Source organism: Sphingobacterium athyrii (genome assembly GCF_003071065.1).
Taxonomy (GTDB): domain Bacteria; phylum Bacteroidota; class Bacteroidia; order Sphingobacteriales; family Sphingobacteriaceae; genus Sphingobacterium; species Sphingobacterium athyrii.
The window spans coordinates 614-16652 of the sequence record NZ_QCXX01000004.1; the positions used below are offsets into that span (position 1 = coordinate 614).

Here is a 16039-nt window from a genome sequence, read left to right on the forward strand (position 1 = left end):
TCCTTATAGGGTCGTAGGAGATGACTACGTTGATAGGCCATAGGTGTAAAGGTTGAGAGACCAAAGCCAAGTGGTACTAATAGCCCGAAGCTTTCTCAAGCAGACAGACACTGTTGTCTTCCTCTTTAATTTTTGAAGTAATCTTTCAATATATATGTCATTATGGTTTAAGCTATAAGATGGGTATTTTCCTACAAAGGAATCTAGATACTAATATCTAACTACTTAATACTATAAAAAATCTTTAGGTGCCTATATCGGCGGTGTCTACCTCTTCCCATTCCGAACAGAGCAGTCAAGCCCGCCAGAGCCGATGGTATTGCCGTAACAGGTGGGAGAGTAGGTCGGTGCCTTTTTTTACACGGAAGCCCTTGCTGGAAACAGTCAAGGGCTTCTTTCGTTTAGGTCATATCTCCTTTCCGGAAGATCTTTTATTTGTCCCCCAGTTCCTTTATCTTCCTTTGCCGATACTATGCCTCCGGCCGATGTTCCCTATGAAGAAGCGCCGGGCAGGGAAATCCCAGGGAACAGGCTCGGAACTCCTGAGACCGGACGGCCACGTATTGTACACACTCAGCAGCCGGGTAAACCGCCCGATGTTCTTTAAGAAAAGATATAAGATTGTAATGGCTTTGAAAAACGTGTTCTATTATATTCTTCTATATCGATTGCCATCTCATCAGCTTTGATTTCTTGACCTACTATGGTGATCTCCCCCGAAAGAACGCCTGAAAGGTACAAAAGGACTAAACTAGGCTGTTCTTTTAGCTAAAGAGCCCAAGGGGCCTTATAATGTAATGTTAGAGAGCTTAAAAAGACCTTATCGCAAGGGAAGTTTTCTGTTTTCGGTATCGGAGAAAAAATTCGGGCAAAGGCTACATGTTTTTATTAAATAAAGTAAAATAAAAGCCTAGTTAAAAAAACTAGGCTCTCTGAAGATATTCATAAAAATTAATCTTCTTCCGTATAGAAATCAATTAGGGAAGAAATATAGGGATCTTCCCAACCTTCAGCAATATTTTCGTAATCTTCATCTGGTATATTGGTTTGCCTAATCTCCAGTGATGTCCCTTTTTTGTGCTCATGCAACTTTAATGTAACAATTGAAGGGTGATCAGTTTCTCCAAAATACCATTCCTGTACGATTTTCGTAGAAGGTTCTAATTCCAGGAACCGACCTGCAATCGCCCCATCCCACAAGGAAAATTCACCATTTACTGTCGCATCTATCGATACAAGATCGCCAGTCCAAAGACGGGCTGTAATTTCGGTTGTTAGGGCGAGATACAGTTCTTCTGGTGTCGCCGGGATAATAGCGTATTTCTTGAGATCTTTCATGACACAAATTTACTCTTTCCCGTAATTTACTACTTATTTTGACTTCATTTTTATTTATATTAATTTTAGCACAAACTATTAGGACACATGAGTAATTTTCTGCCAAATTCATTAGTGAAAAAACTGGGGGTAAATCCATTATTCGATACTGAAGGATTTATTAGAGTACACGAAGAGGGCAAACGGGCAACGGCAATACGGTTAAATCCTCAAAAATTGAGGGAATGTCCCTTTCCCATTAGCGGCATGGTACCTTGGTGCGAGAGTGCTTTTTATCTCGAGGAACGCCCCCTATTTACGCTTGATCCTTTGTTTCACGCTGGTGGCTATTATCCCCAAGATGCATCGTCTATGTTCATAGACCATATTATCCGTAAGTTGGAGATAAAAGCTAAGCCAGTTTATGCGCTGGATCTCTGTGCAGCCCCCGGGGGAAAGTCTACTTTGCTAAACAGTAGTTTACATCCTGAAAGCCTACTAGTTGCCAATGAGATTATTAAGACACGTGTCAATATCTTACAGGATAACTTAACAAAATGGGGAAACGTAAATACGGTGGTTACAAATAATGATCCTTCGGCTTTTGACCGATTACCGGGATACTTTGATCTTATGGTTGTGGACGCACCTTGCTCTGGATCGGGAATGTTTAGAAAGGATACGGATGCAATAGATGAGTGGTCGGAAGCGAATGTTAAACTTTGTAGTGAAAGACAACAACGAATATTAGCAGAAAGTATCTCTGCATTGAAAACAGGCGGATACCTCCTTTACTCAACCTGCTCTTATTCTGAAGAGGAAAATGAAGATATAGCAGATTGGTTAATAGGGACGGGAGATTTTGAGTCAATAGAGATTGAAATTGATGATAATTGGGGGATCGAGCATACAAGGTCGGTTGAATACACAGCACATGGATACCGTTTCTATCCCCATAAATTAGGCGGAGAAGGCTTTTTTATTACTGTTTTGCGCAAAATAGCTGAGCAATCTACATTTAATAGGAAACGGATAAAACCGGAAAAATCAGACGTTCCGAAGGGAATTTTAGACCCTTGGATATCAGATGTGGATGAGTTCTTTCCGTTTATCCATCATGATGATCTTTATATATTCCCGAAAAAATATGAAAATGATTTGAAGTATCTCCAGAATGTGCTTTATCTAAAGAATGCTGGAGTCAATATAGGAAAGCTCAATCGAAAGGAACTGATTCCAAGCCACGCATTAGCATTAAGTAATGTATTGAACCCTGATGTGCAAAGCCTTGAATTTACACTCGAGGAGGCTCAAAATTACCTTAGGAAGGAAAACCTGACACTAGAGGTAGGCTCTCCCATTATTAAGGGCTGGGCCCTGGCAAAATATAAAGGGATGTCATTAGGATGGATGAAAATCTTACCAAATAGGATCAATAATTACTATCCGAAAGAACTAAGAATTATGAACCTTTAGTAGAATAAGACGTGACCTATTCCTTGGAATTATAAGATCAATTTTCGAGGGGAATATGCTGCACAATGATCGAACAAATATCTTTTGCAACATCTTTCTTCGATTTCAAAGCAAATGTTTTGTTTTCGCCCAAACGATTGATGATTGTGACTTTGTTTGTATCTGTGGCAAATCCAGCACCTTGATCCTGCATGGAATTGAGCACGATAAAATCGAGATTTTTTCGAACTAATTTGTCTTTTGCATTCTCGAGTTCATTATTGGTCTCTAGAGCAAATCCAATTAGTAATTGATTTTTCTTCTTTTTTGCACCTAAAGTTGCTAGAATGTCGGTTGTTTTCTTCAAAGCGATAGAAAATTCATTTTCTTTCTTCTTTATTTTCTGAGATGCCACTTCGATAGGGGTATAATCCGCAACTGCGGCGCTCATGACAATGATAGAAGCATCGTCGAAATATTTTTCACAGGCGCCAAGCATTTCGGCCGCGGAAGTGACAGGGACGACTGCCATTTGTTGGGGATGTGGAAGTGCAGTAGGTCCAGAAACTAATGTGACATCGGCTCCGAGTTCCTTTAATTGTTGGGCAATGGCAAAGCCCATCTTTCCACTGGAATGATTGCCAATAAAGCGGACAGGATCTATGGCTTCATGGGTTGGTCCAGCTGATACGAGCGCCTTTAGACCCGATAGGGGACGTTTTTCGTTGGCAAAATCTGCTAAAAAGCGTAAAATTTCCTCTGGTTCGGCAAGACGCCCTTCTCCTATTAATCCACTGGCTAATTCACCTTTTTCAGGAGGTATGATTATATTGCCGTAAGTTCCAAGTTTGGCGATATTGGATTGTGTAGATGGATGTTTCCACATATCTAAATCCATTGCCGGAGCAAAGAACACTGGACACTTTGCCGATAAATATACTGCCATAAGTAGATTGTCACAGAGTCCGTTAGCCATCTTAGCGATGGTATTTGCCGTTGCAGGAGCTACGAGTATATAATCAGCTTCCAAAGCAATTTGCACATGATTATTCCATTCACCTGTGTTGGGTTGGTAATAGTCAATTAAAACTGGATTTTTGGATAGTGTCGAAAGCGTAAGAGGGGTAATGAAAGCTGTGGCTTCCTCAGACATAATCACTTTAACCCGGGCATCCGCTTTTATGAGCAGACGAATGAGATTTGCAATTTTGTATGCGGCAATACTGCCGCATACAGCAATTACAATATTTTTCCCAGCTAAAGCCATCGTTGAATTTGGGATTAGTCTTGCTCTTTCGAAGGATTTCTGTAGTACACTTTGTCGTGTAAAAACTCATCGATTGCTACCAAAGTAGGTTTGGGCATGCGCTCGTAGTGCTTAGAAATCTCTATTTGTTCGCGGTTTTCGAATACCTCTTCCAAGTTATCGTTGTTGCTTGCAAACTCAGCAAGTTTTCCGTTTAGTTCTTCTTTAATATCTACTGCAATTTGATTCGCGCGTTTAGAAATAACTACAATGGATTCATAGATATTGTCAGTTCCTTTGTCCAATTGTCTTAAGTCACGTGTAACTGTAGAATTTGGAATTGAATTGTTATTTTTTTGACTCATCTTTTTGGGTATTTTCTTTTTCTTTTTTCGCCTTTTGTTCTTTTATATAAGCTTCCTGCTCAGCAACCGCTTTGTTATATTCTTTCATGTGAGAAGCAGCTGTTTTAATTCCTTTTTCCGAATCTTCGCGGATAGATTCCGCTTCTTTCATATGCTTGCTATTGGGATAAGCGCTAGCAAAGCTACGGTAATAATCCAATGTTTCGTCATACCTGCTTTCCTGTTTTTGCAGAATACTTTTCGAAGCGAAGATGTATTGCGCTTTTAGCGTTAAGAATTCGATTTCTTCAGCATATTTCGTATCAGGATATTCTTTTAGTACATTTTGTAACGCAATGACAGCAGCTCTATAATCATCATTCAATCCCATGTCATAATAGAGCCTAGCATTGGCAAAAGCCTTAAGCTCGAGTTTGTCCCGTAGTTTTTGGATAAGATCTGCAGCTTCTTTGGAGCGTTCAGATTCTGGATATAGGTTGACAAAAAGCTGTAAGGCATCTATTGCCTTCTTGGTGTTTGCCTGATCCAGTGTTGACCGAGGTGAATCCAAATAGTAACAATAAGCATGCATGAAACGACATTCTTCTGCCCGCGCGCTATTCGGGTAAACATCGGCAAAGTCCTTAAAGTGATATGCCGCTGAAGTATAATCTTTTAGACGGTAATTGGCAAAAGCCAAATAGTAGTAGATATTTTCTGCTTCAGCTTGTCCGCGGAATTTTGTCCGCAAGTCATCAAACAAAACTAATGCCTTTGTATATTTCTTTTTCTCATATAGTTTTACGGCTTCTTCATACTTTTGAGCGATATTATTGCTTGCGCGCAATTTCTCAAATTTACTCTTGCAACCGGTAAACACCAATAGAAACATCATGCCGGCACAGATAGCCGCTATACGCCTATTTAAAAACATTTTACAAAGATAAGTGAATTTGTTATACTAATCAATTAAATTTTACTGTGCAATATAGTTTAATAATTATTTGATCCCAAAAACAACATTTTTTATTAACATTCTTTAACTCGTTGAATGCAATTTAGTAGCAGTATTGTCATGATCTTGTTGTTTTTCTCTTGCGTAAGAAGAGGAAAAATACAGATTTTAAAATATTTGATTATCTTTACATATACAATCATTGAATTTAATAAAGAGTATGACTTTAAAAGAAAAAGTGGAGCAAGCATTGGATACCTTGAGACCTTATTTGGAAACTGATGGCGGAAATGTGAGTGTTGAAGAGATTACAGCGGATAATGTCGTGCGATTAAAACTATTGGGCGCCTGTGCTTCATGTTCAATGAGCATCATGACTTTTAAAGCGGGATTGGAGCAAGCGATCAAGAAAGCTGTACCGGAGGTTACTGCGGTAGAAGCAATCAACCTTACCGATCCGGATTCTCCTGATGCGACGATGCCTTCGGCCAATTAGTTTATCTATTAACACAATTTAACGGCTAACTCAGCTGGTTTTGTGTAAATTTGTTCTATGAAGTTGCTGATCCCTATATTATTAGTTCTATCTATATTTTTTGACTCTTCGGTTTTGAAAGCGCAAGAAAAGAAGATTATTCAATATTCCGGTATTGTAACTACCGTGGGATCTGGACTTCCTGTTGGTTATGCCACAGTAACCAACTTATCTTTCCGTAATGAGGCCGTTGCTGCGAATAATGAGGGCTATTTTTCTTTTGTGGCTCACGTAGGGGATACAATTCGTTTTACTTCTGTAGGGTTCGATCCGCTCACAATAACTATTCCTGAAGTTTCCGGAGACAAATACACGGCTAGTATCGTCATGCAAAATTTGGTAACTGAGTTGCCTATGGTAACCCCTTATCCTTGGGCAAGTATCGAAGAATTTAATATTGCATTTATGAATCTGGATGTATCTGAGGATAATATAGTGCGCGCAAGGAGATCGCTCTCCTATGAATCGTTGTCCGCCATGGCCGCTGTTGTACCTCGTGATGGCAATGAGATGCGTTCGATCAACAACGCTCAGAGTTTTAACACAATGAATAATAAAGTTATCAACCAGCGTTATGCAAACCCATTGTTAAATCCTTTTGCTTGGGGGAGTTTAATTCAACAGATTACGAAAGGTAGTCAAAGCCGTTCCAAAAGTACACGCTATTAATCCGTTGCTTTTAGTTTGTTCAGCTCTTTTACGCTCACTTTTGCAGAGAAATAGGACACTAACCCCGAAATACCGGTAACAGTAGTGAATACCAATGCATAGTCGCTCCATCTGCTGACCATGGGATAACTGTCTAAAATTGTGTTCGCTCCATCTTCAACCCGTATAATACCATAGGTCGACTGAATATAATTAAATATTGCGCCGATCAATAAACCCAAAACGCAACCGATAATTGCAATCATTAGTCCTTCATAAAAGAAAATACGTTGAATTAAACTGTTATTTCCGCCTAGACTTTTTAAGACTGTCATATCTTTTTGTTTGTCCAATACCAACATCGTCAATGAACCCACAATATTAAAAATGGCGATAACACTAATTAATGTTAAGATAAAAAACACAACCCATCTTTCTACACGCACGTTTTTATATAACGTTGGATTTTGTTCTTCGCGGTTCTTAACGATGTAATCTGTGCCTAACTTTTTTTGAAGATCTTGTTCAAATAATTTAATATTAGTACCAGTCTTCAGATAGAATTCAATGGATGAAACCCGATCATATTCACCGAGCACTTCTTTGGCAAATGAAATGGGTGTAATAATAAAATTATCGAAGTCCTGTTGATATCTAAGAACTCCACTGGGGCTGATAGCTCTAATATTAAACTCTTCTGCGGGATTGGAGCTGTTTTTGACTCCCTTTCTCGGTGAGTAAACCTGGATTAGTTCGGGTTCATTTTGCATTGATATACCAAGATTGGCCTGAACGCTTGCTCCAAGTATAGCTAAATTGGTCGAGTCATGCATGAGTCGATATGCTCCGTCCACGAGGATACTATCGCCGATACTTTTATTGAGCGATTGAGGCTCGACTCCTTTTATCGTTGAAATATATTGTCGATTTGCATATTGGAGTAATACTTTTTCCTCTAACACTTCAGTATAATGAACTACATTTGGATCCTTTCGAAGCTCATTAAAAATCGGTTTATTTGTTGTAAAAAGCTTTCCTCTGTGAGGCTCTATTTTTATTTCGGGAGCGAATTTACCATACATGGATAGAATCAGCTCCTCCATGCCATTGAATGAGGATAGGAGTATAATCAATGCAGCACTACTTACCATAACTCCGATCACACTAATTGACGAAATGATATTGATTGCGTTAACCGATTTTTTTGAAAAGAGGTATCTTTTGGCAAATAGAAGAGGCAGGTTCATATCTTATCCTTGTATGAATGGATTGGAGTTCTTTTCAAATCCTATTGTTGTTGATGGACCATGACCGGGATAGACAACAGTATCATCAGGTAGCGTATAGAGTCTTTGTTTGATGCTATCCAAAAGTTGCTGATGGTTCCCTCCAGGGAGGTCAGTGCGGCCAATACTGTTGCGGAAAAGCACGTCCCCACCAATTAAAAATTTTTGTGCAGCAGAATAGAAGCAGATATGTGCAGGTGAATGACCGGGCGCTAGGATCACTTCCAATTCGTCATTGTCTAACCGGATGCTGTCTCCATCATTTAAAAATGCTTCTCCAATAGGAGAGATGTCATAACGGAATCCCATTTGAGGGGCATAGTTCTGAACCGCTACCAAAATAGATAGCTCACCCTCGTGAAATTTAGGAAGAAGACCAAACCGCTCATGAATGAAATAATTGCCCAACACATGATCAATATGACAATGCGTATTCAATAACGATTGGGGACTGAGATTATGTTGATCTACAAATGTCAAAAACTCCGTCTGCTCTTTTTCACCATACATCCCAGGATCGATAATAATGGCATTTCTCTGCTCATTATATAATACGTAAGTGTTTTCTTGGTATGGATTGAATGTGAATGTTCTGATCGTTAGCATAAGGTAAAATTACATTTTTTATTGTTCTCTAAATAGGGAAAGATTCGCTATTCCAAATTTCCCAATTCTTCTCTGCCTGAAGCAGTAACATTTCATACCCATTTTTAGTTCGAGCACCTTTTTCTTTGCCTTTCTTTAGGAAGGTTGTCTCTTCTGGATTATAGATAAGATCATAAAGCAAATGATGATCATTTATATATTCATAAGGTAAGTGGGGAAATTCTGCTATATTGGGAAAGGTGCCTACGGGAGAACAGTTGATAATTAATGTATAGTCAGCTAATATTGCGGCATCTAACTCATCATAGGTATAGTTGTCTATGTGTTTGGTTCTGCTTACAAGTTTGTATGCGATGCCCAATTGATCCAAAGCATAGATTACGGCTTTTGCCGCTCCTCCGTTTCCTAGAATTAGGGCTTTTTTATCGTGAGGAACCAAAAGTGGTTTTAATGAAGCTTCAAAGCCATAAGCATCTGTATTGTAACCTTTAAGATGGGGCCTGCCATCAGATAGGTGCCGAATACGGATACAGTTTACTGCCTGTATGGTCTCGGCCTCTTCTGACAGTTCGTCGAGATAATCCATGACTTCTATTTTATAGGGAATAGTAACATTTACTCCATAAAAGTCCTTATTCGTAAAAATTGCAGGAAAATCTGTTATGCGTTCAATTGGATATAGATCATAATCTATATGTTCAATATGTTCCTTTTCAAATTTTTCTAAATAGTATTTCTTGGAAAACGAATGTCCTAGCGGATATCCTATCAGACCTAATTTTTTCATCGAATGGTTTAATACTTCTTTGAGCTTTACGCTCAATCTAATTGTATACCTTCAGTTATATCTGAAAGATTGCCTAAGGGTATAGCTATGTTTGCTGTTTTAATTTTTTGGTTTTGTGTATTTTTTTACAATCTCAGTAATGATTTGATTTCCCTGTAATTGGGGGAGGTAATCAAAGAGAATGTAATGCTTTTCGGGATTTGTAGCTAAGCCTAATTCCAAAAAGTTTAAAGCTTCATTGTATTGTCCATTAGCAAATAGATAAGCCACTACACGATAGTATAATTCCGCTGCTTCAGGATTTTGCGTGATCGCATCCGACATCACATTGATGGCTTCATCCATTTTGCTCTGTTCGAATAAGATAGACGAATAATCGAGCCAAGCATCAATATCGGATGGATTTAATGCAACAACTTTCTTATAGGCTTCCTCAGCTTGATCAATTTGCTGTAGCTTATACCTTGCATCTGCGATGGCAAACCAATAATCTGGATTTGTGTCTTCCAGTTCCAAAGCTTTTTTGTAGAAATGAAGCGATTCAAAATAACGTTCTTCAAAATCCAGTGTAACTCCGATACCAAACCAGGCATCCGCTAGTTCGGCATCTAGCTTCACGGCTTTTTTATAGTAGTTTCGAGCTTCTTCCATTTGTTCGAGTTTTTCGTAGCATTCGCCTATTGCACAATAAGTGTCGGCGCTAGGCTGTTCATATTCGAAGGTTTGCTTATAGACATCCAAAGCTTCCTGATAGCGGTCTAAGTTGACAAGTGCATTCCCTTTGTTGAAATAAGCCGAAGAGAAATCTTCTTTGATCAATATGGAATAGTCATAAGCGTCCAATGCTTCTTCGAATTTGCTGATTTTATGATAAGAATTACCCAAATTGTACCAAGCATAATACGAATACGGATCTGAGTCAATATATTTTTTATAAAAAGATATACTTTCTTCTTGTCTGTCAAGAACATCATAGCAATAAGCCAGTTCATAGAGAGCTTCCTGATAGTCCATATTAAGTTCAAGCGCTTTCTTTAAATAGACAATAGCCTTGTCATAATTCATTTGCGCCTGAAAAATCATCGCAACATGAAAGTAGACTTCATCCTTATTGTCCAATAAGGGCAATGCTTTGAATAGCTGATCCAATGCTTCATCAAACTGTCCTATACTTCCCAGTATACCACCTCTAATCAAAAATATATCGCCTTCTGAAGCTTCCAGTAGTTCCGCTTTGTCCAGGGCTGCCAATGCATTCCGGTATTGCTGAATTGTTGAAAACAATTGGGCCTGCTTTAACAGAAAGGTAATATCAAAGGGATGTTGGCTTATCGCAAATTCTGTTACTTGTAAAGCCTTTACAGGGTCATTTTTTTCAGCGTAGTAGTCTATTATTCCTTCGAAAGCCTTGGAGTCAAAAAAATACTGATCCTCGTTTCGAAGCATTTCCTCATATCTGTCCACCGAGATTTTTCTTTCTTCGGGGTTTTCAAATTCAAAATCCTCTTCCATTCTCAAAAGTTTAAAACCAGTATTCTGTTCCTTAAATCAAAATACTAATTTCTTATCTAATTTGCTTGAATAAATTTTCCACAAATTGGATATCATCCACAAAGTTAAGGATAAATACTGTCAAAATAAAAAAGCCGGCTCTAGAGCCGGCTTTTAATATAATGGTATAAATTATATACGATTATTTTTTGATCTCAACACGACGGTTTTGAACACGACCTTCTTCAGTTGAATTAGAAGCAACTGGGTTTTTCTCTCCGTAACCGTTAGCAGTGATGCTTGATGAAGAAACACCAGCATTTACCAAATATTGTTTTACAGAGTTAGCACGGTCTTTAGACAAAGTCAAGTTGTAAGCTTCAGAACCTTCTGCAGATGCATAACCGTCTAAAGTTACAGATGAATTGTTATCACGTACTTCTTTAGCCAATTTGTCTAAAGTTGAGTATGATGAAGTCTGTAATACTGAGCTATCAAATTCAAATTGAATTGGCGCATAGTAACCGTTAGAAGTAACGTTGTTAACAACTGGCTCTGGGAATTTGATTGGACATCCTGAACCATCTACTGGAGTACCAGCTGGTGTGTTAGGGCATTTATCAAATTTGTCAGATACACCGTCACCATCAGCATCAGCGCTTAATGTGTTAACAGTACCTTCTAAAGTGCTTACACGTTGTTTCAATGCTTCAACTTCGTTTCTCAATGAAGGATCTTTCAATTCATCATACATTGTAGCAACTGGGTTAGCAAAAGTCAAGTTTTGTTTGTCTTTTGAACCTAAAGTGAACTCTAAGCCACCGTATACGTTAGCGAAACGTTGTTTTGTAGTTCCGTTTCTGCCTGGTCCATACAATAATGCTTCGTCAGTGAAGTTCATTGTGTAACCTAAGTTCAAGGCAACAACTTCTGATAATTTGAATTTAGCACCAACACCTACAGGAACGATCATACCTAAACGGTAATCTTTATCTCTTGGCTCTGAAGGAGAACGATCTCCCAAAACATCTTCACCCCATTTTTGATCATAAACAACAGTTCCACCAAAATCATTGTTGGAGTACTGAATAGGGTTGTAAGCAAATGTACCGATACCTACTTTAGCGTAGAAATTAACTGCATTTTCTCTTCTCAAGAAGTCGATCGTACCCAATTGGAACACACCGTTCAAGCTAGCAGCCCAGTTTACTTTTGTTTCTGCTGATTGAGCTTTATATTTGTTCTCAATTGCAGGACCAGACTCGTCATGGTTGTAAGTTTTGATCTTACCACGGTTCGCTTCAACTTCTAAACCGAATAGGTGAGAGAATTGTTTACGTACTGTCAAGCCATAATACTCACCTACTTTGTTTTGGAAGTAACCAACTTTTTGACCAAAGTTATTGTTACCACCAACTAAAGCATTAGGAGTAGTGATACCGCCTTGAACTCCGATAGACCAAGTTCTGTATTGTGATCTACCACCGAATACTTGTTGAGCTTGTGCTGTATCAGCGAAACCTAAAGCGGCAACTAATGTAGCAGCAACAGCTGTTTTTTTAATTGTAGAATAGTTCATACTCTTGTTTTTAAGGTTATTATTAATTTTAATTGTTTTCAAACTTTAAATTCTCTTGTCTTAACACATGGAACAGTACAATTGCCGTGCCAAAGTCTTAAAATTATGTTAAATTTTTGTTTTTGCTATATTTTGTACTAAATTAAGTATTTAATGTGAAACAACAAAACAAAAATTCGGTACGAAAGTACCAAATTTTTGTTTTGTTTCAATAGCTTTAAGAAAAAAATTAAGAAATTCTTTCTAAAGTAAATAATGAACGATAACTAAAGACAGTCCGCCAAGCAATGCCGATACCGGAATTGTCAGTATCCAGGCCCATAATAAACTGATGGTAACACCCCAACGGACAGCCGATACACGCTTGACAACACCGACACCGATAATGGCACCTGTGATTGTGTGTGTTGTAGATGCCGGAATCCCGAAATGTTCAGTTATCCCTAAGGTAACGGCTCCCGCGGACTCAGCACAAACCCCTTCTAATGGTGTTACTTTCGTGATTTTCGTTCCCATTGTTTTCACAATTTTCCAGCCACCACTCATTGTTCCGGCTGCTATCGCTGCGTAACAAGTCAACGGAATCCATTCAGGCATATGTTCCGTGTTTTCCATATAACCGCCAGCTACCATGGCTACAAGGATAATACCCATTACTTTTTGTGCGTCATTACCTCCATGGGCAAAACTCAAACCCGCCGAAGAAACCAACTGTAATACTTTAAACCATTTTTCGGCAACACTGGGACGGGAGTTTTTTGCCAAGTTGATTACTATGAGCGTAATGATAATGGATATGGTCATACCTATGATTGGAGCCAGAACGATGAAAGCGATAATTTTTAAAGTCGCATCGATATTAATGGCATGAATAGGATCTGCTCCAAGAATGAAAGCATAGGCCATTCCTGATCCCGCAAAACCTCCAATTAAGGTATGTGATGAACTCGATGGTACTCCGTAATACCAGGTAAACAAGTTCCAGCCAATTGCTGCGAGCAAGCCCGCAAAAATGACCTCAAGGGTAATATATTCTTCCAATACCGTTTTGGCAATGGTGTTGGCCACTTTATGGTCTGTAAAGTAGAAATAAGCAGCAAAGTTGAATATGGCAGCCCATAATACAGCCATTGCCGGTGTGAGAACTTTTGTTGATACAACTGTCGCAATTGAGTTGGCGGCATCATGGAATCCATTGATGTAGTCAAATGCAATCGCTAGGACAATCACAACAACGAGTAATGTTGACATCATAATCTCGTAGAATTTTTATGCACTAATGATCGAATGATTATGCGTTTTTAACTAGAATACTTTCTAAGACGTTAGCAACATCCTCGCATTTGTCTGTTGCATCTTCCATTGCGGATAATACCTCTTTGTGTTTGATCAATGAGATCGCATCTTTTTCAAATTCAAAAAGATCAGCCACCGCTTTGTCAAAAATATAGTCTGCTTTGTTTTCAACACTATTGATACGTACGCACGAATCAGTAATGTTACGAATGTTTTTTAGGTCACGAAGTTCGTGGATTGCTTTTGAGACATGCTCCGTAGCTTCTACCAATAGATCCGCGATTTCGATCATTGGCTCTGTTGCTTTTTCTACTTTGTATAAATCCATTCTGTTGGCAGCACCATGTATAAAGTCCGCTACATCATCCAATGAACTTGCTAGTGAGTGTATATCTTCACGGTCAAAAGGCGTTATGAAGTTTTTGCCTAGTTCCAAATGAATTTGATGGGTGATGTTGTCACCTCTGTGCTCCAAGTCTTCCATCTTGCGTGTAAACTCCTTCTTCTTCTCGGGATTGTTTGAGTTAACAATATCTTTTAACAACTGAGACATTTCGATCAAATTGTTGCCTGCTTGTTCAAACAAAGGAAAGAATTTTTTGTCCTTTGGAACGAAGTATTGAAAAATGCTATTTAAAGACATATCTTAAATTTATTTTTGCAAAAGTAACACCCTAATGTTAAGTTAATGTTAACATTGGTTTTGTTTAAACACAAAAGTGTCATCAATTGTTTAATCTCCGGTCTGAACTTTTTGTAAAGTAAAGCCAAACGTGGTTCCAATCCCCTCGGTACTGCGGACATTAACATTTTGCTGATGGGCTTCAATAATATGTTTTACAATAGCGAGACCTAGGCCAGAACCGCCAATATCTCTTGATCGACTTTTGTCTGTTCGAAAGAATCGCTCGAATACGCGGCTCAGATTTTTTTCTTCAATACCATAACCATCGTCAGTGATTTCAATGAGCACTTGCTCGAATAGTGGAAAAATTTTGATTTTTGTGGTCCCTCCTTCCTTCCCATATTTCAGGGAATTGTCTATTAGATTATACAGCACCTGATGTATTTTGTTGCGGTCGGCTTTGACCCAGTGCGGTGTACCAGCTTTAGGTTTAAACTCAATTTTGATATTGTGTTGTTTGGCCTTGTCTTCTAACGAATATGAGGTATCTTTAATCAGGTCTACAATGTCAAATTTTTCAATGTTCAAGACCATTTTCCCCGATTCCAGTTTGGATATTTCATCTAAATCCTGAATGAGATAATTTAATCTATCAAGATTGCGGGCAGCTTTATCCAAGAAATTTTTTGCCATTTCCATATCCTCCTCCATTAATCCATCTTGCAGGGTTTCGATGTAACCCTGGGTGGCAAAGAGTGGTGTTTTGAATTCATGTGAGATATTGGATAGAAATTCACGCCGAAATTTCTCCTGAGATTTTAATTGTTCAATTTCATTTTTTTTATCTTTCGCCCAAGCTTTGACATCGTTCTCGGCATCTGTGATGGGATCTTCACTGACGTGTTCACCAATTGCATCTTTAAGGTCCTTGCCAAGCTTGAGGTTGTGAATTAGCTTATACATGGTATTGAGACGGCGATAGATGTATTTCTCGAACAGATAGTTGAATAGCAGAAAGCAGACCACAAGCGCAACAAAAAATATAATCAGCGCGGTCTGAAGATCATGTTTATAATAAAAGCTGATGGTGGATATTGCGATACCAACGCCAGCGGAGTTTGCCAATAATAATTGTCTAAAATTCATCTGTTGAATAAAAAAGGCCCCTAATTGGAGCCTAAGTTACTTATTATGGTATTAATAAATTGTTAAAATTTTCCGATAATGGTCTTGGCCCCAGTAACTTTATCGCCAATATTCACATTGATTTCTGTTCCCAGCGGGAGAAATAGATCGACACGCGAACCAAATTTGATAAAACCGAACTCGGTTCCCTGAACAACCTGATCATTTTCTTTTACATACCAAACAATGCGGCGGGCTAATGCGCCGGCGATTTGACGGAAAAGAACTTCTCTTCCTTCTTTATCTTTCACCACGACAGTCGTTCTTTCGTTATCTGTAGAGGATTTTGGATGCCAGGCAACCAAAAATTTCCCCGGATGGTATTTGAAAAAAGTGACCAAACCACTGATGGGGTTTCGATTCACATGCACATTGACGGGAGACATGAAAATAGAGACCTGGATCCTTCTGTCATGAAAATACTCGTTTTCTTCGGTTTCTTCGATAACTACAACTTTTCCATCTGCGGGGCATAAGATTGTACCATCTTGTGGACTAACGACTTTCTTGGGGCTTCTAAAAAACTGGACAACAGTGATGAATAGGAATGCTGAAAGGGCATATATAAACCACTTTACATACTGTGACGCATCATAATAATCCGCAACGGCATTGATGATAAAGATAATAAGTATAGCAATCGCTAAGGTGGTATATCCTTCTTTATGGAATTTCATATCTATT

Annotated in this window: 16 protein-coding genes and 1 rRNA gene; 4 read left to right on the top strand and 13 right to left on the bottom strand. The window is 38.6% G+C overall.

What is annotated here, in order from left to right; translation table 11 throughout:
• Nucleotides 1–244 precede the first annotated feature (244 nt).
• A 5S ribosomal RNA gene (gene rrf / locus DCO56_RS14710) occupies nt 245–356 on the top strand.
• Nucleotides 357–951: 595 nt separating this feature from the next.
• Here rrf and DCO56_RS14715 read toward each other — a convergent pair.
• On the bottom strand, nt 952–1338 hold the full coding sequence (locus DCO56_RS14715) for an SRPBCC family protein (RefSeq protein WP_108634557.1): 387 nt from the start codon (nt 1336–1338) through the stop codon (nt 952–954).
• 87 nt (nt 1339–1425) lie between these two features.
• On the opposite strand from DCO56_RS14715, the gene DCO56_RS14720 reads away from it, so the two are divergent.
• A complete protein-coding gene (locus DCO56_RS14720; RefSeq protein WP_108634558.1) occupies nt 1426–2793 on the top strand; it encodes a methyltransferase RsmF C-terminal domain-like protein in 1368 nt (455 codons plus the stop codon).
• A 37-nt stretch (nt 2794–2830) separates the two neighbouring features.
• Here DCO56_RS14720 and coaBC read toward each other — a convergent pair whose 3' ends face one another.
• Genes coaBC through DCO56_RS14735 form a run of 3 tightly spaced genes read right to left on the bottom strand, consistent with a single transcriptional unit; the run spans nt 2831 to nt 5296 of the window.
• Nucleotides 2831–4039 (bottom strand): bifunctional phosphopantothenoylcysteine decarboxylase/phosphopantothenate--cysteine ligase CoaBC, encoded by a 1209-nt coding sequence (coaBC, locus tag DCO56_RS14725; protein WP_108634559.1) that lies wholly within the window; start codon nt 4037–4039, stop codon nt 2831–2833.
• Nucleotides 4040–4053: 14 nt separating this feature from the next.
• Entirely contained in the window at nt 4054–4383 is a 330-nt protein-coding gene (locus tag DCO56_RS14730) for a DNA-directed RNA polymerase subunit omega (protein WP_028070932.1), read from the bottom strand.
• The gene (locus tag DCO56_RS14735; RefSeq protein WP_104383443.1) at nt 4367–5296 is read right to left on the bottom strand and encodes an outer membrane protein assembly factor BamD; all 930 of its coding nucleotides are present in this window, start codon (nt 5294–5296) and stop codon (nt 4367–4369) included. The genes DCO56_RS14730 and DCO56_RS14735 overlap by 17 nt, the downstream gene beginning before the upstream one ends.
• Nucleotides 5297–5537: 241 nt before the next feature.
• On the opposite strand from DCO56_RS14735, the gene DCO56_RS14740 reads away from it, so the two are divergent.
• Nucleotides 5538–5813, top strand: a complete 276-nt coding sequence (locus DCO56_RS14740) for a NifU family protein (RefSeq protein ID WP_104383444.1) — start codon at nt 5538–5540, stop codon at nt 5811–5813.
• Between the two features lie 57 nt (nt 5814–5870).
• Nucleotides 5871–6521 (top strand): carboxypeptidase regulatory-like domain-containing protein, encoded by a 651-nt coding sequence (locus DCO56_RS14745; RefSeq protein ID WP_108634560.1) that lies wholly within the window; start codon nt 5871–5873, stop codon nt 6519–6521.
• Here DCO56_RS14745 and DCO56_RS14750 read toward each other — a convergent pair.
• The 9 genes from DCO56_RS14750 to DCO56_RS14790 form a co-directional block, all read right to left on the bottom strand.
• Entirely contained in the window at nt 6518–7747 is a 1230-nt protein-coding gene (locus DCO56_RS14750; RefSeq protein ID WP_108634561.1) for an FtsX-like permease family protein, read from the bottom strand. The genes DCO56_RS14745 and DCO56_RS14750 overlap by 4 nt on opposite strands.
• A 3-nt stretch (nt 7748–7750) precedes the next feature.
• Nucleotides 7751–8392: an MBL fold metallo-hydrolase gene (locus DCO56_RS14755; protein WP_108634562.1), complete on the bottom strand. Its 642-nt coding sequence runs from the start codon at nt 8390–8392 to the stop codon at nt 7751–7753.
• A 28-nt stretch (nt 8393–8420) separates the two neighbouring features.
• Nucleotides 8421–9179, bottom strand: a complete 759-nt coding sequence (locus tag DCO56_RS14760) for a shikimate dehydrogenase family protein (RefSeq protein WP_108634563.1) — start codon at nt 9177–9179, stop codon at nt 8421–8423.
• A 99-nt stretch (nt 9180–9278) separates the two neighbouring features.
• Nucleotides 9279–10691 (bottom strand): tetratricopeptide repeat protein, encoded by a 1413-nt coding sequence (locus DCO56_RS14765; RefSeq protein ID WP_108634564.1) that lies wholly within the window; start codon nt 10689–10691, stop codon nt 9279–9281.
• Nucleotides 10692–10872: 181 nt separating this feature from the next.
• Nucleotides 10873–12291 (bottom strand): OmpA family protein, encoded by a 1419-nt coding sequence (locus DCO56_RS14770; RefSeq protein ID WP_425444074.1) that lies wholly within the window; start codon nt 12289–12291, stop codon nt 10873–10875.
• Between the two features lie 201 nt (nt 12292–12492).
• The gene (locus DCO56_RS14775; protein ID WP_108634566.1) at nt 12493–13503 is read right to left on the bottom strand and encodes an inorganic phosphate transporter; all 1011 of its coding nucleotides are present in this window, start codon (nt 13501–13503) and stop codon (nt 12493–12495) included.
• A 37-nt stretch (nt 13504–13540) separates the two neighbouring features.
• Complete coding sequence (locus tag DCO56_RS14780; protein ID WP_108634567.1) at nt 13541–14188, bottom strand: DUF47 domain-containing protein; 648 nt, start codon at nt 14186–14188, stop codon at nt 13541–13543.
• A gap of 90 nt (nt 14189–14278) precedes the next feature.
• Nucleotides 14279–15316, bottom strand: a complete 1038-nt coding sequence (locus tag DCO56_RS14785; RefSeq protein WP_108634568.1) for a sensor histidine kinase — start codon at nt 15314–15316, stop codon at nt 14279–14281.
• Between the two features lie 62 nt (nt 15317–15378).
• Nucleotides 15379–16032, bottom strand: a complete 654-nt coding sequence (locus tag DCO56_RS14790; RefSeq protein ID WP_108634569.1) for a phosphatidylserine decarboxylase family protein — start codon at nt 16030–16032, stop codon at nt 15379–15381.
• Between the last annotated feature and the right edge of the window lie 7 nt (nt 16033–16039).